The sequence below is a fragment of the Rhizobium sp. Root1203 genome (assembly GCF_001424945.1).
In the GTDB taxonomy this organism is placed as follows: Bacteria; Pseudomonadota; Alphaproteobacteria; order Rhizobiales; family Rhizobiaceae; genus Rhizobium.
Genome location: NZ_LMCW01000016.1, coordinates 1 through 20,251, shown reverse-complemented (window position 1 = coordinate 20,251; position 20,251 = coordinate 1). Strand labels below are relative to the sequence as shown.

Sequence of the window (20,251 nt, the reverse complement as noted above, 5' to 3'; positions counted from 1 at the left end):
GGATCCGTCCGGCTCAAGCACTGGCGTCGGTGCCTGCAGGCATCGCAGAAGCAGCCGGCCTCTTGATCAGCGGCCCAGCCTGCACGACCAATGGGCTCAGGCCGTTCTCTTCTCGCTCCAGCATCTCGAAAAGCTGGTGCCGCATGCGTGGCTCCCAGAACTTGTTGATATGCGTCGCCACCCCCTGCGCAGCTTCGCTTTCGGGCTGGGTCGCGAAGAAGGTCGCGATCTGGTTGGCCATATAGACGAGCTTGGCTTGCGTATCATGCGACATCGGAAATGCTTCCCGGTTGAATGCGGTGTGGATGCGTAAAGATCTCGAAATCCTCCCCGCGCACAAGCGCGATCAGCGTCATGCCTGCCTCCTCCGCCGTGCGGATCGCCAGCGCCGTCGGTGCAGAGATGGCAATCAGGACAGGACTGCCGAGGATGGCCGCCTTCTGCACCATCTCGACGGAAAGGCGGCTGGTAACGGCAACGACGCCGCTTCCGCCCTCCAATCCCAGACCGACGACCGCGCCGCAAAGCTTGTCGAGAGCATTGTGACGGCCGACGTCCTCGCGCACAGCGGCAAGTCCCTTGCCCGGGATATAGAACGCCGCCCCATGAACGGCGCGCGTCTCGCGATGCAGCGGTTGGGCGCCGTTCAGAAGCGAGACGGCCTCGACCACATCCCGATGGCTGATCGTCATCGCCACAACGGAAACGTCTGATACCTTGCGCACAGCCTGCTCGATCGATTCGATGCCGCAAAGCCCGCAACCCACGGGTCCCGCCATGCTCCGTCTGCGCGCACTCAGCGCCGCGGCAACGTCCTCCACCAGCGACACCTGCACATCGATACCCTGATCGCCTTCGACGATATCGATTGACGCAATCTCCTCCCGGGTTGCGACGATGCCTTCGGTGAGGGTGAAGCCGACGGCGAAATCTTCGAGATCGCCCGGTGTTCCCATCATCACGGCATGCGTCGTGCCACCATAGGAAAATGCTATCGGTATTTCTTCCGGCACGATGCGCTCGCCCGACCTGACAACGCCACCGCTGCGGGCGATCCGTCTGACGGCAATCCGGGTCGGCCTTTGCGTCATTACTCAGCCGCCTCCAGTTTGCCGGATATGCGCCGGCTCTGCCGCGCCTGCTCGTCATACTCCACCTGCCAGTCGGATGGACCGTTGGAGGGCGAAACCTGTACTGCCGTCACCTTGTATTCCGGGCAGTTGGTCGCCCAGTCGGAGAAGTCGGTGGTAATGACGTTGGCCTGCGTATCCGGGTGGTGGAACGTGGTATAGACGACACCCGGCGCGACGCGGTCGGTGATCAGCGAGCGGAGCGTCGTATCGCCGGACCGGCTCACCAGCTTGATCCAGTCGCCATCGCGAATGCCGCGCTGCTCGGCATCGTGCGGATGGATCTCCAGCCGGTCTTCCGCATGCCAGACGACATTGTCCGTGCGCCGGGTCTGCGCGCCGACATTATACTGGCTGAGGATGCGTCCGGTCGTCAGAAGCAACGGGAAACGAGGCCCGGTCCGCTCGTCGGTGGCCACGTATTCCGTACGTATGAACTTTCCCTTACCGCGAACGAAGCCATCCACGTGCATGATTGGCGATCCCTCCGGATGCGCCTCGTTGCAGGGCCACTGCACCGATCCCATTTTATCCAGGTAGTCATAGGAGACGAGCGCGAAGCTCGGCGTCGTTGCTGCGATCTCATCCATGATTTCGGAAGGATGCTTGTAGCTCCAGGCAAGCCCCATCGCCTGTGCAAGCTTCTGCGTGACTTCCCAGTCGGCATAGCCGTTCTTCGGGGTCATGACCTTGCGCACGCGGTTGATGCGGCGTTCCGCATTGGTGAAGGTGCCGTCCTTTTCCAGGAAGCTCGAACCCGGCAGGAAGACATGTGCATAATTCGCCGTCTCGTTGAGGAACAGGTCGTGGACGACGACGCACTCCATCGCCGCGAGACCCGCCGCAACATGCTTGGTATCCGGATCCGACTGCAGGATGTCCTCGCCCTGCACGTAGAGCCCCTTGAAGGAGCCGTCGACGGCAGCGTCCAGCATGTTCGGGATGCGCAACCCTGGCTCATCGCTGATCTTCACGCCCCAAAGCTTCTCGAAAATGTCGCGTGTTGCGTCGTCCGACACGTGGCGATAGCCGGGCAGCTCGTGCGGGAAGGAACCCATGTCGCAGGAGCCCTGCACATTGTTCTGGCCGCGCAAGGGGTTCACGCCGACACCGGGGCGGCCGATGTTGCCGGTGACCATGGACAGGTTGGCGATCGCCATCACGGTCGTCGAGCCCTGGCTGTGCTCCGTAACGCCGAGGCCGTAATAGATCGCACCATTGCCCCCGGTCGCATAGAGACGGGCTGCGCCGCGCACCAGTTCGGCCGGGACGCCTGTGAATTTCTCCGAGGCTTCGGGGCTGTGGTAGGGCTCGGCGACGAAGCCGGCCCAATCCTCGAACTCTGACCAGTCACAACGCTCGCGGATGAAGGCTTCGTTGAACAGTCCCTCGGTTACGATCACATGCGCTAGCGCCGTCAGGACCGCAACGTTGGTGCCTGGAGTGAGGGGTAGATGATAGGAGGCCTCGATATGCGGCGAGCGTACGATATCCGTGCGGCGGGGATCGATGACGATCAGCTTTGCGCCCTGGCGCAATCGCTTCTTCAGCCGCGAGGCAAACACCGGATGGCCGTCGGTCGGATTGGCACCGATGATGACGACGACATCACTCTTTTCGACACTGTCGAAATTCTGCGTTCCCGCCGATGTGCCGAATGCCTGACCAAGACCATAACCGGTCGGCGAATGGCAGACGCGGGCGCAGGTATCGACGTTGTTATTGCCGAAACCGGCCCTCACCAGCTTCTGCACCAGATAGGTTTCCTCGTTCGTGCAGCGCGACGACGTGATGCCACCGACCGAATCGCGGCCATACTGGTACTGGATACGGCGAAACTCCGTGGCGACATGGGCGAAGGCCTCCTCCCAGGTAACCTCGCGCCAGGGATCGGAAATTTTCTCGCGAACCATCGGATTGAGGACACGGTCCTTGTGGCTGGAGTAGCCATAGGCGAAACGCCCTTTGACGCAGGAATGGCCGCGGTTCGCTTGGCCCTCCTTCCATGGCACCATGCGCACCAGCTCTTCGCCACGCATCTCCGCCTTGAACGAACAGCCGACGCCGCAATAGGCGCAGGTTGTAACAACCGAGTGCTCGGGCTGCCCGATTGCGATCACAGATTTTTCCGTCAGCGTTGCCGTCGGACATGCCTGGACGCAGGCGCCGCAGGACACGCATTCCGACGAGACGAAATCCTCGCGCATGCCGGCCGAAACGCGCGAATCGAAACCGCGCCCTTCGATGGTCAGCGCAAACGTCCCCTGGACCTCCTCGCAGGCGCGTACGCAGCGCGAACAGACGATGCATTTCGCAGGATCGAACGTGAAGTACGGATTGGATTCGTCCTTCGGCGCCCATTTGAGATTGATGCCGCCGCTGTCGCGCGCCTTGACATGGTTTTCGCCGTCGTAACCGTAGCGCACGTCGCGAAGCCCGACGGCGCCCGCCATGTCCTGCAGCTCGCAATCGCCGTTCGCCGCACAGGTCAGGCAGTCGAGCGGATGGTCGGAAATGTAGAGCTCCATCACCCCGCGGCGAACATCCTTCAGCCGGGTCGTCTGCGTCGAGACAACCATTCCCGGTGCCACCGGCGTCGTGCAGGACGCCGGCATGCCGGCGCGTCCCTTGACCTCCACCAGACAAAGCCGGCAGGAGCCGAAGGCTTCCATCATGTCTGTGGCACAGAGCTTCGGAATCTCGATCCCGGCGTCCATCGAGGCGCGCATGATCGAGGTGCCCTCGGGCACCGAAATCTCGTTGCCGTCGATGGTCAGCGTCACCATGGTTTCGGATGTCGAGGCCGGCGTGCCGTAGTCTGTTTCTGCAACGAGGGGCATGGTCTTACTCCGCCGCTTCGATAAGGGGGGTGGGCGCGAAATCATCGGGGAAATGCGTCATGGCGCTCATCACGGGATAGGGCGTAAAACCGCCGAGCGCGCAGAGCGACCCGAATTTCATGGTATTGCAGAGGTCGGCGAGCAGTTCGCGGTTCTTCTGCGGCTCGATACCTTGCGCGATCTTGTCGGCGGTTTCGACGCCGCGCGTCGAGCCGATGCGACAGGGGGTGCACTTCCCGCAGCTTTCGACGGCGCAGAACTCCATCGCGAAACGCGCTTGCTTCAGCATGTCGGCGCGGTCGTCGAAAACGACGATGCCGGCGTGGCCGATCAGCCCGTCCCGGGCCGCAAAGGCCTCGTAATCGAAAGGCGTGTCGAACAGCGTGCGCGGGAAATAGGCTCCGAGCGGGCCCCCAACCTGCACGGCCTTGACCGGCCGGCCGGATGCCGTTCCACCGCCGATCTCATCGACGATCTCGCCGAGCGAAACGCCGAACGCAGTTTCGAACAACCCGGCATACTTGACGTTGCCGGCAATCTGCAGCGGGATCGTGCCGCGCGACCGGCCCATGCCGAAATCGCGATAGTAGGCCGCGCCCTTTTCCATGATCACAGGCACGGAGGCCAGAGAAATCACGTTGTTGATGACGGTGGGACAGTCGAACAGACCCTTGTGCGCCGGCAGTGGGGGCTTGGCGCGCACGATGCCGCGCTTGCCTTCAAGGCTGTTCAGCAACGCTGTTTCCTCACCGCAGACATAGGCGCCGGCACCGGTTCGAACCTCCATATCGAAAGCCCTGCCCGAGCCGAGGACGGATAGCCCGAGTATCCCGGCACTTCTCGCAATATCGATTGCCCTGCCCATGGCCGCAATCGCATGCGGATACTCGGAGCGTGTGTAGACGAACCCCTTGGTCGCGCTGGTGGCAAGCCCCGCAATCGCCATGCCCTCGATCAGCACAAAGGGATCGCCCTCCATGATCATCCGGTCGGCAAAGGTGCCGCTGTCTCCCTCGTCGGCGTTGCAGACGATGTATTTGCGTGCGCCCGGCGCATCGAGCACGGTCTTCCACTTGATGCCCGTGGGAAAACCGGCACCGCCGCGTCCGCGCAGGCCGGAATCGGTGACTTCCCTCACGACGTCGGCGGGCAGCATTGAGATGGCGCGCCGAAGCCCAGCCAGGCCGCCATGCGCCTCATAGTCATCAAGGGACAGCGGATCGGTGATGCCACAGCGGGCGAATGTCAGGCGCGTCTGCCGCTTGAGGAACGGCAGTTCCTCGACGACGCCCAGACAGAGCGGGTGGTCGCCGCCAGACATCAGGCCGGCATCGAACAGCGCACCGACATCCCTCGCCTTGACCGGTCCATAGCCGATCCGTTTGCCCGCCACTTCGATTTCGACCAATGGCTCCAGCCAGTGCATTCCGCGCGAGCCGTTGCGCACGATCTTCGCATCGAGACCGCGGGCGACAATCTCCTGGGCAATTGCCTTCGCCACGTTTTCGGCCCCGAGCGCCAGCGCTGCGGCGTCGCGCGGAACATAGATCCTCCCGGTCATCGGCGTGCCTCCGAGATCAAAGCTTCCAGGTCCTCGGCATCGACCCGGCCATGCACCTCGCCGTCCATCATCGCAGACGGCGAGCATGAACAGAGCCCGAGACAGAAGACGGGCTCAAGCGTGATCGCACCGTCGGGCGTCGTCCCGTGCCAGTCGACACCGAGCATATGCTTGGCGCGCTCCGCCAGAGCATCTCCACCCATTGACTGGCAGGCCTCGGCGCGACAGAGCTTCAGCACATGCCGACCGGCCGGATGATCGCGATAGTCGTGGTAGAAGGTGACGACGCCGTGCACTTCGGCGCGCGATAGGTTGAGCTCGTTGGCGATCACGGGAAGCGCCTCCTGCGGGACATAGCCGAACTCCGCCTGGATCTCGTGCAGGATCGGCAGCAGCGGACCTTCGAGCGCCTTGAGATTGTCAACGATAGCGCGGGTGCGTGTCGGGACATCGCCCTTGGCGATATGAATATTCATCAGCAGCCCTCCCACGGCCTGCACATTGCGCGGAACCGGTTGGGCAGGCGGGCTTTCTTCCGAAACCTGTGGCCGACGGAACCGCTAGCGTGCGTTCATTATAGAACCTTCTCAGGGAAGCGCGAAGCGATCAATACGGCTGTTCCGTCAGACGATAGGAAATTCCTATCAATCGTGTGTCGCCGCTGCGAGAATTCGCGCCTCATGCAGCAAGGCCGAGACCAGCGGTGTGAATGGCTCGCGATGGGTTGCGACCAGGCCCACGACATGGTGCACCTGCGGCTCGACGATCGGGATCATGCGGATTTCCGCAGGAAACCCGAAGGATTTGGCCACATTGCGCGGCATGATGCTGGCCCAACGCCCGGTTCTCACATGCGAGAAGAGCACGATCATCGAATTCGACTCGAGCGTCGGATGGGCGGTCGCACCCGCCTGCTCAAGGAGTTTATTGATAATCCGTCGATTCTGCATGTCGGCGGTCAATAGACAAAGCCTAAGATCGCCGACTTCCTTCCAGGTGACGCTGTCTCGATCGGACAAGGGGCTGCCGGAGGCGGTGATGAGATTGTAGTGCTCGGCATAGAGCGGCACGCTGGTGACCCGGCCGAGCGGCTCGTTCTCCAGGTAGGTGATGCCTGCATCGATTTCCAGGTTTTCCAGCATACTCAGAACCTGCAGCGAGTTGCGCGACATGATGGAGAAGGTCACATCCGGATGCCGCTCCTGAAACGGCGTCGTGATGCGCGGCAGCATCGCGAGCGCCGTTGGAATGACTGCAATCTTGATATGGCCGGAGAGCCCTTTGCGCGCCGCGCGCATTTCCTCGCGCATGGTGCGGGTATCTCCCACGATTCGCCGCGCCCATTCGAGCACCCGTTGGCCCTCTGGCGTCAGCCCCTGGAAGCGCGATCCCCGGCTGACGAGCATGACGCCGAGCTGATCTTCCAGTTGGCGGATGGCCGCGGAAAGGGTGGGTTGCGAGACGCCGCATTCCTCTGCCGCGCGACCGAAGTGCTTCTCATTGGCAAGCGCGATGAAGAATTCCAGCTTATCGATCATTCGGCCTCCGCGCCGAACCACGGCGTGCGCTCATTTGCGCCGGAGAACTGGCGTTTCGCAAGTCCCGAGATTAATCCTGCGCTGGCGGCACCATGACGAAGAGGGATCCGAGAAACGAGATTGTTGCCGGTTTGCTCACGCGATAGTAGATCAGGCGGCCTTCGCGACGCGTTGCGACCAGGCCTTCCAGCCGCAGCCGCGCAAGCTGCTGCGATACCATCGCCTGCTGGATGCCGAGGATATCTTCCATCTCGCCGACTGTCTTTTCCTCCTCCGCGAGAATGCAGAGAATGAGCAGTCGCGTGTGATGAGCAAGTGCCTTCAGGAGATCACTCGCCTCGCGTGCCCTCCTTGAAAACATCTGAAGTTCCTGATCGGCCATACCAGACCTTGGTGTGGGCAAATGCATTCTGAATCTCTAGTTGCATAAATATCGAAAAGCGAACCATCAGAATAACATATACGTGGAAGACGATTGTTTGGATTTCCTAAAATGCCAAAAAAAGTCACGCCCGTCAGCAGATCAACTGGCCACCGTTGATCTCGAGCGTCTGCCCGGTGACGTAACCGGAAAGAGATGGGGCAGCCAGGAAGAGATATGCAGGAGCACAATCCTCAGCCGTGCCCAACCGTTGGAGCGGTATGCTCTTGCGGGTCTGCTCCAGCTTCTCCGGCGAGGAATAGCGTTGATGAAAATCGGTCTCGATGGTTCCGGGCGAAACACAATTGACGCGTATTCCGTCCGGCGCGAGTTCCCTTGCCAGAGCCTTCGAGTAGGTTGCCACGAACGCCTTGGATGCCGAATAGATCGCCGAGCCCGGGCTTCCTCCGGTCAGCGCGGAGATCGACACGGTGTTGACGATGGCGGCGCCCTGCGCCGCTCTCAGCGCCGGCAGCAATGCCCGCGTCAACTCGACGACTGAGGTCTGGTTCAGCTGGACAATCGACCCGTATTGTTCGTCGGTAAGCGTATCGGCCGGAAAACGCCCAAACATGGTTCCAGCATTGTTGACCAGCACGTGCAGGCTGTCGAACACCGTCAGCGCCTTTGCAGCAAATTCAAGCGTCTCTCTGCCGGACGAAAAATCGGCCGGAATCAGGAATGCCCGCCGGTCCTCCTCCGCCGTCAGCAGAAAGTCGGGAAGAGCACGATCCTTGGCTCGACCAACGTGAACGAGGACTCTCGCCCCGCAATCGAGAAACTGCCGCGCCACCTCAAGGCCGATTCCCCTGCCGGCACCTGTCACCACGACATTGCGATTTTCAAACAACCTTGGATGAAACATATCCCCTCCTTCGGTGGGCGGATCACACACTGCCAATTTAGACAGTATACGCGATGGAGCAATCTCTACCTTCACCGCGACCGATCTGACGACTGCGAGACGGAGAATCAAAGCGGACGCGCAGCGGTACGCACGCAGGCGTGCCAACAAAAAAGCGGCCAAGTGGCCGCTTCAATGAAGTCTCTGTGTCTGATGCAATCAGTCCTGCTGGATGACACCGCGCAGATGCGTGAGCTCCAAGATCAGGCGTTCGAGCTGCGACTTGTGCTCGTGATGCTGGCTGTCTTCCAGCTCGCTCTTCGCGGCGTCGATTCGACGCGTCAGCTCATCCTTCTGCATGTCCTCGACGGCGACCGCCGATTCGGCAAGCAGCGTGCAGCCGGTTGGCAGGATGTCTGCAAAACCGCCGAAAACGACATAGTCCTGCTTGGCGCCGCTGGCGGAGCGAACACTGACGATGCCCGGCTTGATGGTTGTCATCGTCGGGGCGTGGTGCGCCATGACGGTCATCTCGCCCTCGGTTGCCGGAATGACAACTTCGGTCACCATCTCCGACAGGAGCAGACGCTCCGGAGATACGAGTTCAAAATTGAAATTGTCAGCCATGACGTTTCACTTCTTGATTGTCTTTGAAACGAGAGACGGCGCGCTTGGGCGATCCAGCGCGCCGTAAGTGAATGCATCAAGCCGCTGCAGAGAGCTTCTTGGCCTTTTCGACAGCCTCTTCCATCGAGCCGACCATATAGAAGGCAGCTTCCGGCAGGTGGTCATAGTCGCCGTTGACGAGGCCCTTGAAGCCCTTGATCGTGTCTTCGAGTGCAACCAGCTTGCCTGGCGAACCGGTGAAGACTTCGGCAACAAAGAACGGCTGCGACAGGAAGCGCTCGATCTTGCGGGCGCGGGCGACGGAGAGCTTGTCCTCTTCAGACAGTTCGTCCATGCCCAGGATCGCAATGATGTCCTGCAGGGACTTGTAGCGCTGCAGTGTCGACTGAACCTTACGGGCAATCTCGTAGTGCTCTTCGCCGACGACCAGCGGGTCGAGCATGCGCGAGGTCGAATCGAGCGGGTCGACGGCCGGGTAGATACCCTTTTCGGCGATCGAGCGAGACAGAACGGTCGTCGCGTCCAAGTGGGCGAACGATGTTGCCGGAGCCGGGTCGGTCAAGTCGTCGGCAGGGACGTAAATGGCCTGAACCGAGGTAATCGAGCCCGTCGTCGTCGTGGTGATGCGCTCCTGCATCTGGCCCATATCAGTGGCAAGCGTCGGCTGATAGCCAACGGCCGAAGGAATGCGGCCGAGCAGAGCCGACACTTCGGAACCTGCCTGCGTAAAGCGGAAGATGTTGTCGACGAAGAACAGGACGTCCTGGCCCTGGTCGCGGAAGTTTTCGGCAACCGTCAGACCGGTCAGGGCAACGCGTGCGCGTGCGCCCGGCGGTTCGTTCATCTGGCCGTAAACCAGCGCAGCCTTGGAGCCTTCGCCGCCACCGTGCTTGTTGACGCCGGATTCGATCATTTCGTGGTAAAGGTCGTTGCCTTCGCGGGTACGTTCACCCACGCCGGCGAATACCGAGAAACCACCGTGCGCCTTGGCGACGTTGTTGATCAATTCCATGATGAGAACGGTCTTGCCGACACCGGCGCCGCCGAACAGGCCGATCTTGCCGCCCTTGGCGTAGGGCGCCAGGAGATCGACGACCTTGATGCCGGTGACGAGGATCTGCGATTCCGTGGACTGCTCGACGTAAGCCGGAGCGTCCTGGTGGATGGAGCGCCTGGAAGCGGTGACCAGCGGGCCTGCTTCGTCAACCGGCTCGCCGATGACGTTCATAATGCGGCCGAGCGTTTCCGGACCGACCGGAACGGAGATCGGAGCACCGGTGTCCGTCACCGCCTGACCGCGAACCAGACCTTCGGTCGAGTCCATGGCGATCGTGCGGACGACGTTTTCACCCAGGTGCTGCGCGACTTCGAGAACCAGGCGGTTGCCCGTGTTCGTCGTTTCGAGCGCGTTCAAAATCGCCGGCAGTTCGCCTTCGAAAGCAACGTCAACGACGGCGCCGATAACCTGCGTGACCTTGCCGGCAGAGCCTGCCGCAGTCGTCTTGGGGGTAGCTGCCTTAGCCATCTTCTTACCCTCTTTCCCTAACCTCAGAGCGCTTCCGCGCCCGAAATGATTTCAATGAGTTCCTTGGTGATCTGCGCCTGACGCTGACGGTTGTAGCTGAGCGTCAGTTTATTGATCATCTCACCGGCGTTACGCGTCGCATTGTCCATGGCGCTCATCTTGGCGCCCATTTCACCAGCGACGTTCTCGAGGAGCGCGCGGAAGATCTGGACCGAAATGTTGCGCGGGATCAGATCGTTCAGGATCGATGCCGGATCCGGCTCGTATTCATAGACCGCACCTGCATGCGCCTCATCCTGGGAAACGACTGTCGGAGCCGAAGCCGGAATGAGTTGCTGAGCTGTCGGAATCTGCGAGATGACCGACTTGAACTCGGAGTAGAACAGCGTGCAGACGTCGAACTCCCCGGCTTCGAACATCTCGAGGATGCGCTTGCCGATCTGGTCCGCATTGTCGAAACCGACACGCTTCACATCGCGAAGTTCCTTGCGCTCGACGATGAGCGAGGCGAATTCGCGACGCAGAACGTCGTAGCCCTTTTTGCCGACGGTGAAGATCTTCACCGTCTTGCCTTCAGCGAGAAGCTTGCGGGCATGGTCGCGCGCAAAACGCGAGATCTGCGAGTTGAAGCCGCCGCAAAGGCCGCGTTCCGCAGTGCAGACCACCAGCAGATGAACCTGGGCCTTGCCGGTCCCGGTCATCAGCAGCGGCGCACCGTCCGCATCGGTGACGGCGTTGGCGATGTTCGCCAAAACCGCACCCATACGCTGCGAATACGGCCGGGCGGCTTCGGCCGCCTCCTGCGCACGCCGAAGCTTCGCCGCGGCGACCATTTTCATCGCCTTGGTGATCTTCTGCGTCGCCTTGACGGAGGCGATCCGGTTTTTCAGATCCTTAAGTGAAGGCATCCGTTATCCGTCCTAACTGGGTCCGATTACGAGAAAGACTTCGCGAAGCTATCGATGGCAGCTGTGAGCTTGCCCTTCGTATCGTCGCTGATTGCCTTTTCCGTGCGGATCGTGTCGAGGATGGCAGAGCCTTCCGAGCGGAGATATGACAACAGGCCCTGTTCGAACTTGCCGACCTGAGCGACCGCAACCTTGTCGAGGTAGCCATTGACGCCGGCGAAGATCACCGCGACCTGTTCTTCCGTCTTCAGCGGCGAGAACTGCGGCTGCTTGAGAAGCTCGGTCAGGCGAGCACCACGGTTCAGCAGGCGCTGTGTTGCAGCGTCAAGGTCCGAACCGAACTGCGCGAAGGCAGCCATTTCACGATACTGGGCGAGTTCACCCTTGATCGAGCCGGCAACCTGCTTCATCGCCTTGATCTGCGCGGCGGAACCGACGCGCGAAACCGACAGACCGACGTTAACAGCCGGGCGGATACCCTGATAGAACAGGTCGGTTTCGAGGAAGATCTGACCGTCGGTGATCGAGATCACGTTGGTCGGGATGAACGCCGAAACGTCGTTGCCCTGCGTTTCGATGACCGGCAGAGCCGTCAGCGAACCAGCGCCCTTTTCGTCGGAGAGCTTTGCAGCGCGCTCGAGAAGACGCGAATGCAGATAGAAGACGTCGCCCGGGTATGCTTCGCGGCCCGGCGGACGGCGCAACAACAGCGACATCTGGCGGTAAGCGACAGCCTGCTTGGACAGGTCGTCATAACCGATCAGCGCATGCTGTCCGTTGTCACGGAAGTATTCGCCCATGGTGCAGCCGGCAAACGGAGCCAGGTACTGCATCGGAGCCGGATCGGAAGCCGTCGCAGCAACGATGATCGAGTACTTCAGAGCGCCGCGTTCTTCGAGAACCTTGACGAACTGGGCAACCGTCGAACGCTTCTGGCCGATAGCGACGTAGACGCAGTACAGTTTTTCGCTGTCCGGGCCGTTGTCGTGGATCGCCTTCTGGTTCAGGATCGCGTCCAGAATGATCGCGGTCTTGCCGGTCTGGCGGTCGCCGATGACGAGTTCGCGCTGGCCACGGCCGACCGGGATGAGCGCGTCGATGGCCTTGAGGCCGGTCGACATCGGCTCATGAACCGACTTGCGCGGGATGATGCCAGGAGCCTTGATGTCGACGCGCGAACGACGCGTCGCATTGATCGGGCCCTTGCCGTCGATCGGGTTTCCAAGAGCATCGACAACACGGCCAAGCAGTTCGGGACCAACCGGAACGTCAACGATTGCGCCGGTCCGCTTAACGGTGTCGCCTTCCTTGATGTCACGGTCGGAGCCGAAAATAACAACACCGACGTTATCGGACTCAAGGTTCAGCGCCATGCCACGGATGCCGCCCGGGAACTCGACCATCTCGCCTGCCTGGACATTGTCCAGACCGTAAACGCGAGCGATACCGTCACCGACGGAGAGCACCTGACCGACTTCCGAGACTTCTGCCTCTTTGCCGAAATTTTTAATCTGATCTTTGAGAATTGCGGAAATTTCCGCGGCGCGGATATCCATCAGCCAACCTCTTTCAATGCAAGCTTAAGGGTAGAGAGTTTGGTACGAAGAGACGTATCAATCTGACGGGACCCGACCTTCACGATCAAGCCGCCAAGAATGGACGGGTCGACCGTGACGGCAATCGCCACGTCTTTGCCGGTGACGCTCTTGAGCGCCGCCTTCAATTCGGTTTCCTGCGCTGCATCGAGCGCATGGGCCGAGGTAACCTCGGCAGAAATCTCACCACGCTGCTTGGCAGCGATGATGCGGAAGGCCTTGATCATGCCCGGAAGGGCAAAGAGGCGGCGGTTACGCGCCACGACCTTCAAAAAGTTTGCGAAGAAGCCGCTGATGCCGGCCTTCTCGCTAATCGCAACGATCGCCTTCAGTTGATCGTCGGCCGAGAAAACCGGGCTCGAAACGAAACGCTTCAGATCGTCGCTCTCGTCCAGCATCGCCTGGAACCGGTCGAGATCGGCAGTCACTGTCTTGACCGCACCTTGCTCGAGCGCCAGTTCAAACAGCGACGAGGCATATCGTTCTGCAACACCAGATGTTAGCTGGGACGTGTCTGCCACGGGCACAAATTTCCCTGATTTCAATCCAAGAATCCGGCTTCCGGCGGGCGCCTGATCTAAATTCCTGAATTCGTTATGATTTCCCCCAGAAATCGCAAGAGAAGCCTCTTGCTTCTTCCGAAATTCGGGGTCCGTCTAACATAGGATCTCCGGACTCGCAACACGCGTAATGCCCGAATACGGCTTTAGCATCGTTTTCTGACGCAAAAATGCGGAAAGCTTCGAGGACGGGCTGGGAACCCGCCCGATATCCACACAAGTCACGCTGAAAAGAAACCAAAAACGTAACCGAGCGGAAGCGCGGCGAGAACGATTTGTACAACCAGAAGTAAATAGTTGAGAATCGTACCCCCCTTATCGGAAAGCAGTGAAACTATGCGGGCAAAGGCAGCCATCGCAAACACGGCACCAACGACCAAATAGATATTCGGCTGCGCAAGCAATATTGGAGCAAGGCCAAGCGCGAGATACGCACCGCCCATCGAGCGCTGCTCGGCATACCCGTCACGCCTCCCTTCTCTTGGCTGGAGGCCGAAAACGCGCATCGCGTAGCCTGGCGCGAACATTATCACAAAGCCCGCAAGCGCCACAAAAGCAGCTGCACAAAAAGCCAGTTGCTCGCCCAGTTCTTCGGGGAAATACAATTCCATAGATCGACCTCAAATCATGCCCTATGGTTTCTTATGGCACGATTGGGAAATCCCGCAAACGCCTTGCCATGCCTGATCTACAGGAAGCTTTGCGGATCGATATCGAGCTGGACGTGGACAGAGCCCCGCTCTTTCGGCGCCTGCGACAGCATGGCGCGCAGAAAGCCCTGCATGTCGGAGTTCCGGCGTCCGTGCACCAGCAGGCGGAACCGATGGCGTCCGCGAACCAGTGCCAGCGGCGCCTCGGCAGGGCCAAGCACCGAAATACCCGTCACCTGCGGCGCGGCATTGCGCATCCCGCGGGCGTGGGTTTCCGCGTCGTGGCGGGTCTCCGCCGAGACGATGATCGACGCGAGCCTCCCAAACGGCGGCAGGATGGCGCGTTCCCGCTCGGCGATCTCGCGCTCGTAGAAAGCGCCGGCATCGCCCGAGACGATCGCCTGCATGACAGGATGCTGCGGCTGATAGGTCTGCAGCAGGCCGTGGCTCTTGAGGCCGGTTCGCCCGGCGCGGCCGGTGACCTGCGACAGAAGCTGAAACGTCCTTTCGGCAGCGCGCGGGTCGCCGTTCGCAAGCCCGAGATCGGCGTCGACGATGCCGACCAGCGTCATCAGTGGAAAATTATGCCCCTTTGCGACCAGCTGCGTGCCGATCACAATATCGGCCTCACCCTTGGCGATCGCGTCGAGCTCCAGCCGCAGCCGCTTGACGCCGCCCATGATGTCGGAGGAGAGCACGATCGTGCGCGCATCCGGAAAATGGCGTTCGACCTCCTCGGCGATCCGCTCGACGCCGGGGCCGCATGCGACGAGGTGATCGAGTGTGCCGCATTCCGGGCAAGCTTCCGGCGTCCGCTCGTTGTGACCGCACTGGTGGCACTGCAATTGCCTCTTGAAGCGGTGCTCGACGAGCCAGCTCGAGCATTGGGGGCACTGGAAACGATGGCCGCAGACCCGGCAGAGCGTCAGCGGCGCATAGCCGCGCCTGTTGAGGAACAACAGGGCCTGCTGCTTCTTCTCGACCGTCTTGCCGATCGCCCGCACAAGCACCGGCGAGAGAAAGCCGCCCCGCTCCGGCGCGTGCCGGCGCATGTCGATCAGGTGCAGGTCGGGAAGTGCCGCATCGCCGAAGCGCGTCGGCAGATGAATAGTGGTATAGCGGCCGCTCTGGCCGTTGACCTGGCTTTCGACAGACGGTGTGGCCGAGACGAGCACCACCGGAAAGTCGCCTATCCGCCCGCGCACCACAGCCATGTCGCGGGCATTGTAGAAAACGCGGTCCTCCTGCTTGTAGGCAGGATCGTGCTCTTCGTCGACGATGAGCAGGCCGAGGTCCTCGAACGGCAGAAACAGCGCCGAACGCGCGCCGGCCACGACGCGCACCTCACCGGTGACCGCCTGCCGCCACACTTTTTCGCGCATGCGCGGCGCAAGATCGGAGTGCCATTCGGCGGGCTTGGCGCCGAAGCGATCCTGGAACCGCTCCAGGAAGCTCGCCGTGAGTGCGATTTCCGGCAACAGGATCAGCACCTGCTTGCCTTGCTTCAACGTCTCCGCAATTGCCTCGAAATACACTTCGGTCTTGCCTGAACCGGTGACGCCGTCGATCAGCGACACCGCAAATTCGCCCTTTCGGACTTCGCCCAGTATCTCTTCGGCCGCTTCCTTCTGCGGCCCCTCGAGCCGCGAAGTGATAAAATCAGGATCCGGCTTTGCGACAACAGGCGGCGGCGACAGGAATACCGTTTCGAAGACACCCAGGCTCACCAGGCCGTCGACGACACTCGTCGACACGCCGGCTGCATGGGCAAGCCCGCTTCGCGTCCACGACAGGCCATCGCCGGCAATGTCAAGCACGCGACCGCGCGCCGGCGTCATCCGCTCCGGTTCGCCGCCCACAAAGCGCAAGCCCTCCACCATCGGCTCCGGCTCGAAAGCGTTCGGCGCACGCAGCGCCATGCGTGCCACGAGCCCGGGCGGCGATAACGTGTAGCTCGCAACCCAGTCTATGAAGTCGCGCATTTCCCTGGAGAGCGGCGGGCAATCGAAGACATGGCTGATGGGCCGTAGCTTCTTCGGGTCGACACCCTCGTCCCCACCGTCCCAGACGACGCCGATCACCTGCCTCGGCCCGAGGGGCACCTGCACGACGGAACCCGGCTCGACCGCCATGCCATCCGGCACCGCGTAGGAATAGGGCTTCGGCGCCGGCATCGGCACGAGCACCGCAACCGTGCGGCTCGCCGGTGGTGTCTCAAACAGGGCTCCGAAGAGATCGGACGAATCTGTGCTCATCGGGCGAGACCATGCCTCCAACAGCCACGAAATGGAACCCGCGACAACCTCGCCCGTCTAATCTTCGTCATCGCTCTCGCCGGCTATGACACCCGTCAGTCGCATCCCTTCTATCCATGTCGCGCCGTTGTCGCGAATCACCGTTCGCTGCCTCACGCCGTAGCGTTCGCGGACGCCTTCGGCCAGTTGCGCTGAGTGGGTGACGATCCAGACCTCGCTCGTCTTCGAGGCCTCGGCGATCATGTCGGCGGTGGTGTCTGGCAAATCCATGCGGATCGATCGGAGCGATCGGCAATTCTGGGCAAATATCGAGCGGAGCAGCATGCCCCGCTTTACCCTATCCATTCAACGAAATGAATGGGCTCCGACCGGCTCCTTCTCAACCGGCTGCACCACCGGCTGGAATTGTGCGTCGGCATTGGCGTTGAGATCATGGACGGTATGGTTCTCGAGCGCATTGGTGACATCGTTTATGTCGCCGTCCAGATGCTCCGCTGGGATCAGGTCGCCGATCACGAAATCGAAACGATCGCCGCGCTTGTTCAAAAGCTCGTGAAAGACGGTCATGTCCCGCAGCTCCGTCGACCACTTCGCAAACCAGTAGAAGAGGCCTGAGTTTCGCGCTGTCACGTGGACGGGAAGAATCGGCAGATTGTACTTGCGGGCCAGCCCGACGGCGGACGTTTTCCAAGGCCGCTCATTCAGCCGTCCGCTCGCCCAGTAGGCGATGCGACCGGAGGGGAAGAGTATCGTCGCCTTCCCTTCCCGAACGGCTTGATTGGTCAGGAGCAGCGTCTCGCGCGTCTTGAGCTTGCTCTTGTACTCCTCACGCCACTCGACAGGGATGATCACCTCGGCAAAGCGCGGATTGACGCGGACGGCATCACGGTTGGCAAAGAGCATCATGTCCGGCCGCCGGCTCTTGAGAAGGTCGAACACCGCCACACCGTCGGCAATCCCGGTCGGATGGTTGCTCACCAGAAGAAAACCGCCGGTTGCCGGTATGCGTTCTGCGTGGCTGACAACGATTTCGAGTTTCAAAAGGTCGCTCATATACTCGAAGCACGCGAAGCCCGGCATGTTGGCGAGATCGTTGGCGAACTTGACCGCCCTGTTATAGCGCAGCAGAGTATAGAGAAATGGCCGCAACAGGGGCCACGACGGGTTGTGCACGATCCTCTGGCCGCGTTCAGCAATGAGGGTATCGACGATGTGTCCGGGTTTGCCTTGCGAGACCAGTGCGATCGCTTCCGCGAATTGTCCGAATGCCGTCATCGGCTGGCGGTGTGCCATACAAGATCCTGCGTCGTTGGATGGTCAGTTGTTGCAACTATTATAGGGGAAGCATGACAAGCACTTGGCCGGTATTAGCAATTCCATAACTGTCCGTGCTCCAGAATTGGCCGCCGGAATGGCAAATTCAAGGGCCGCAGATGTGAACGAACTCCTGATTATCGCCGACGCGCACCTGATGGCCGAACGCGCCGCCTGGCTGCAGAACCTCGCCAGCGAAAGGCGCCTTTCCGAACACACGCTCACTGCTTATGAGCGCGATACGCGCCAATTTCTGGCCTTTCTGACAGGCCACCTCGCCGGTCCTTCCACTCTGAGGGATATTCAGGCACTGCGTCCGGCCGATTTCCGCGCCTTTCTGGCGGCACGCCGCAAGGAAGGTTCTGGAGCGCGATCGCTCGGCCGGAACCTCGCTGGCCTGCGTTCACTCTTGCGTTACCTCGAAAAGAAGGGCCTGGTGAACGCCGCCGGCGCGGGCGCCGTACGCTCGCCCAAGCAGCCGAAGTCATTGCCGAAGCCACTTTCCGACAGACAGGCGATCACCGTCGTCAGCGACGAAGCGCAGCTCCACGAGGAACCCTGGATTGCCGCACGCGATGCGGCTGTCATGACGCTCCTCTACGGCTGCGGCCTGCGCATATCGGAAGCTCTCGACCTGACGCCCGGCGACCTGCGGGCCGGTGCGACAATGTTGCGCATCGTCGGCAAGGGCAACAAGACCCGGCTGGTGCCGTTGCTCTCGGTCGTCTTCGACGCTGTCGAAAGATACCGTTCCCTCTGCCCATATCACCTGGAGGCGACGCAGCCACTCTTTCGCGGCGCCCGTGGCGGCAAGCTGCAGGCAGCGATCATCCAGCGCACCATGCAGAAGATGCGCAGCGCCTTCGGCCTGCCTGAAACGGCGACACCCCATGCGCTGCGACATTCCTTCGCAACCCACCTGCTGGCCGGCGGGGGCGATCTCCGGACGATTCAGGAACTGCTCGGCCACGCCAGTCTGTCGACCACGCAGGTCTACACAGGTGTGGATTCCTCACGGCTGCTTGAAGTGTACGACCGTGCCCACCCGAGGGCGTAATCTTTTGTTAACGCCTTCTCTTAAAGGAATATGCGCACGCAGAGCGTAGAGCTTGAGCCTAGTTTATCGTGACCGGAACACCATCATGACGATCTCTATCGGCCACCGCAGTCAGCACATCGCATCGCTGGGCAATGTCCTGCTCTGGCTGATCGCCGCCTTCCATGTGCTACTCGCCGCAACCTTGCTTACCGTGCTCTTTTCAGTCGCGCCGGCGGCAGCCGGCGACGATAGCTGCTCCGGTCGCAATGTCCTGACCGATCTCAAACAGAACGATCCGGCGCGTTATGCACAAGCGGTCAAGGAAGCGGACGCAGTGCCGAACGGCAAGGGTATCTTCTGGAAGATCGAAAAGGCGGGCGTGAAACCCTCCTGGCTGCTCGGCAGTATGCATGTCACCGATCCCCGCGTGCTGACGCTCCCCCCGCGTACGCAAGCGGCGCACGATGCAGCCGACACCATCGTCATCGAATCCGACGAGATCCTGGACGAAAAGAAAGCATCCGCAGCGCTTCTGATGCAGCCGGAACTGACGATGTTCACCGATGGCACCACCATCGAAAAACTTCTCTCGCACGACGACTACGTGCGCCTGGAGGAAGGCTTGAAGCAACGCGGCATCCCGCTTGCCGCCGTCGCGCGCATGCGACCGTGGATGATCTCGAGTGTGGTTGCCCTGCCCGGCTGCGAAATGGCCCGCAAGGCCAAAGGCGTCCAGTTCCTCGACCAGAAAATCGCAACCGACGCGATTGCATCGGGCAAGCAGGTGAAGGGCCTCGAGACGCTCTCCGAGCAGTTGCAGGCGATGGCGGAATTGCCGACCGAGTTCCACCTGAAATCCCTGATAGAAACGCTGGCGCTCGGATCGAGGATGAACGACGTCGTGGAAACCATGACTGACCTCTATCTCTCCGGCGACATCGGCATGACCATTCCCATGCTGAAGACCGTCTCGCCCGACGGCAAGGATGAGGAAGGCGACTACGCCGCCTTCGAACAGCGCATCATCCTCGACCGCAACAAGGTCATGGCCGAGCGCGCCGCCCCGATCCTCGCCAACGGCAACGTCTTCATGGCGGTCGGTGCGTTGCACCTGCCCGGCGAAGGCGGCGTCATCGAGCTGCTGCGCAAGCAGGGATATACCGTGACGGCGGTGAACTAGTGCCGTCTATAACCGCCGACCTCTGCCCCCCATAGCACCGGAAACGTGCCGATCGTCTCGATACCCCTCCGGGGTCCGGCGGAGGCAGTTGCAGCTGGACATCTTGACGAAAAAGGCCGCGGTCCTTTCGAACCGCGGCCAATCTAGAGCGTTTCACCTTTTAACGGAACCATATCCAGCATTTTCCAGATAGTTTTGGCATTCGGCGGGCTGGATGGTTTCGACCAGCCTGCCGATATGACGCCATGTGTCGTCGATGGTGCG

Annotated in this window: 19 protein-coding genes; 2 read left to right on the top strand and 17 right to left on the bottom strand. The window is 61.1% G+C overall.

Annotation, left to right across the window (positions count from 1 at the left end; all coding sequences use genetic code 11):
- Window positions 1-13: 13 nt before the first annotated feature.
- From ASC97_RS17800 to ASC97_RS17720, 17 genes are all read right to left on the bottom strand, one after another.
- Window positions 14-274 (bottom strand): formate dehydrogenase subunit delta, encoded by a 261-nt coding sequence (locus ASC97_RS17800; protein ID WP_057469691.1) that lies wholly within the window; start codon window positions 272-274, stop codon window positions 14-16.
- Window positions 264-1,091: a formate dehydrogenase accessory sulfurtransferase FdhD gene (fdhD, locus tag ASC97_RS17795; protein WP_057469690.1), complete on the bottom strand. Its 828-nt coding sequence runs from the start codon at window positions 1,089-1,091 to the stop codon at window positions 264-266. Before fdhD ends, ASC97_RS17800 begins: the two co-directional genes overlap by 11 nt.
- The gene (gene fdhF, locus ASC97_RS17790; protein ID WP_057469689.1) at window positions 1,091-3,970 is read right to left on the bottom strand and encodes a formate dehydrogenase subunit alpha; all 2,880 of its coding nucleotides are present in this window, start codon (window positions 3,968-3,970) and stop codon (window positions 1,091-1,093) included. The genes fdhD and fdhF overlap by 1 nt, the downstream gene beginning before the upstream one ends.
- A gap of 4 nt (window positions 3,971-3,974) precedes the next feature.
- The gene (locus ASC97_RS17785) at window positions 3,975-5,531 is read right to left on the bottom strand and encodes a formate dehydrogenase beta subunit (RefSeq protein WP_057469688.1); all 1,557 of its coding nucleotides are present in this window, start codon (window positions 5,529-5,531) and stop codon (window positions 3,975-3,977) included.
- Window positions 5,528-6,007 (bottom strand): formate dehydrogenase subunit gamma, encoded by a 480-nt coding sequence (locus ASC97_RS17780; protein ID WP_057469687.1) that lies wholly within the window; start codon window positions 6,005-6,007, stop codon window positions 5,528-5,530. The genes ASC97_RS17785 and ASC97_RS17780 overlap by 4 nt, the downstream gene beginning before the upstream one ends.
- A gap of 168 nt (window positions 6,008-6,175) precedes the next feature.
- On the bottom strand, window positions 6,176-7,069 hold the full coding sequence (locus ASC97_RS17775; protein ID WP_057469686.1) for a LysR family transcriptional regulator: 894 nt from the start codon (window positions 7,067-7,069) through the stop codon (window positions 6,176-6,178).
- A gap of 70 nt (window positions 7,070-7,139) precedes the next feature.
- Entirely contained in the window at window positions 7,140-7,478 is a 339-nt protein-coding gene (locus tag ASC97_RS17770; protein ID WP_057469685.1) for an ArsR/SmtB family transcription factor, read from the bottom strand.
- A gap of 106 nt (window positions 7,479-7,584) precedes the next feature.
- Window positions 7,585-8,355 (bottom strand): SDR family NAD(P)-dependent oxidoreductase, encoded by a 771-nt coding sequence (locus tag ASC97_RS17765; protein ID WP_057469684.1) that lies wholly within the window; start codon window positions 8,353-8,355, stop codon window positions 7,585-7,587.
- 198 nt (window positions 8,356-8,553) lie between these two features.
- A complete protein-coding gene (locus ASC97_RS17760; protein WP_057469683.1) occupies window positions 8,554-8,961 on the bottom strand; it encodes a F0F1 ATP synthase subunit epsilon in 408 nt (135 codons plus the stop codon).
- A 76-nt stretch (window positions 8,962-9,037) separates the two neighbouring features.
- Entirely contained in the window at window positions 9,038-10,486 is a 1,449-nt protein-coding gene (gene atpD, locus ASC97_RS17755) for a F0F1 ATP synthase subunit beta (RefSeq protein WP_057469682.1), read from the bottom strand.
- A gap of 23 nt (window positions 10,487-10,509) precedes the next feature.
- The gene (locus ASC97_RS17750; RefSeq protein ID WP_057469681.1) at window positions 10,510-11,394 is read right to left on the bottom strand and encodes a F0F1 ATP synthase subunit gamma; all 885 of its coding nucleotides are present in this window, start codon (window positions 11,392-11,394) and stop codon (window positions 10,510-10,512) included.
- A gap of 26 nt (window positions 11,395-11,420) precedes the next feature.
- On the bottom strand, window positions 11,421-12,950 hold the full coding sequence (gene atpA / locus ASC97_RS17745) for a F0F1 ATP synthase subunit alpha (RefSeq protein ID WP_057469680.1): 1,530 nt from the start codon (window positions 12,948-12,950) through the stop codon (window positions 11,421-11,423).
- Window positions 12,950-13,516: a F0F1 ATP synthase subunit delta gene (locus ASC97_RS17740; protein ID WP_082530046.1), complete on the bottom strand. Its 567-nt coding sequence runs from the start codon at window positions 13,514-13,516 to the stop codon at window positions 12,950-12,952. The genes atpA and ASC97_RS17740 overlap by 1 nt, the downstream gene beginning before the upstream one ends.
- A gap of 254 nt (window positions 13,517-13,770) precedes the next feature.
- Window positions 13,771-14,160, bottom strand: coding sequence for an AGROH133_08824 family phage infection protein (locus ASC97_RS17735; RefSeq protein WP_057469678.1), 390 nt, complete (start codon window positions 14,158-14,160; stop codon window positions 13,771-13,773).
- 77 nt (window positions 14,161-14,237) lie between these two features.
- On the bottom strand, window positions 14,238-16,454 hold the full coding sequence (locus tag ASC97_RS17730; protein ID WP_057469677.1) for a primosomal protein N': 2,217 nt from the start codon (window positions 16,452-16,454) through the stop codon (window positions 14,238-14,240).
- A gap of 57 nt (window positions 16,455-16,511) precedes the next feature.
- Window positions 16,512-16,724 carry a hypothetical protein gene (locus tag ASC97_RS17725; protein WP_443216753.1) on the bottom strand — a complete coding sequence of 71 codons (213 nt, stop codon included), beginning with the start codon at window positions 16,722-16,724 and terminating at the stop codon, window positions 16,512-16,514.
- Between the two features lie 75 nt (window positions 16,725-16,799).
- Window positions 16,800-17,747, bottom strand: a complete 948-nt coding sequence (locus ASC97_RS17720) for a GNAT family N-acetyltransferase (protein ID WP_057469675.1) — start codon at window positions 17,745-17,747, stop codon at window positions 16,800-16,802.
- Window positions 17,748-17,889: 142 nt separating this feature from the next.
- On the opposite strand from ASC97_RS17720, the gene ASC97_RS17715 reads away from it, so the two are divergent.
- Entirely contained in the window at window positions 17,890-18,825 is a 936-nt protein-coding gene (locus tag ASC97_RS17715) for a tyrosine recombinase XerC (RefSeq protein ID WP_057469771.1), read from the top strand.
- A gap of 85 nt (window positions 18,826-18,910) precedes the next feature.
- On the top strand, window positions 18,911-19,987 hold the full coding sequence (locus ASC97_RS17710; protein WP_057469674.1) for a TraB/GumN family protein: 1,077 nt from the start codon (window positions 18,911-18,913) through the stop codon (window positions 19,985-19,987).
- Window positions 19,988-20,251: the final 264 nt, after the last annotated feature.